This window comes from Bacillus sp. SIMBA_005 (assembly GCF_046535585.1).
Lineage (GTDB): Bacteria > Bacillota > Bacilli > Bacillales > Bacillaceae > Bacillus > Bacillus pumilus.
In genome coordinates, this window is record NZ_JAWRWI010000067.1 from 1 (window position 1) to 403 (window position 403).

At 42.2% G+C, this 403-nt stretch carries 1 pseudogene; it reads right to left on the reverse strand.

From position 1 onward, the window contains the following. Window positions 1-403, reverse strand: a pseudogene (gene gerBA, locus SB660_RS19120) (spore germination protein GerBA); the annotation flags it as partial.

A 403-nucleotide genomic window follows, 5' to 3' on the forward strand; every position in this document is an offset into this window, starting at 1 on the left:
CGGCAAATAAATGGTAATCAGGATGCTGGAATAACGAAGCAAACGAATAAGTGACATTGTAATCCAGCGCTGGCTGTAATCATCCGGTGAATGAATAAATTCATCAAGCGTTGCGGGGACAACGAGTGCAAACGGCGTGCCATCCACCAAAATGGAAACACGGCCTTCCAACAATGAGCTTTCTACACGATCTGGACGCTCTGTACTTAAGATCGTCGGAAAGATCGAAAAAGGTTCATCTTCAATGAGCTGCTCAAGTGTGCCTGATTCCGGCAAATCATCTGTTATGATGGATTTTAGGCGTTTAAACACTTCTTTTACGACATAATCAGGGGCAATATCCTGAATATATGCGACAGCTATCTTTTTTTTTGTCCTTTTGCCTATCGTCATTTCTTTTATG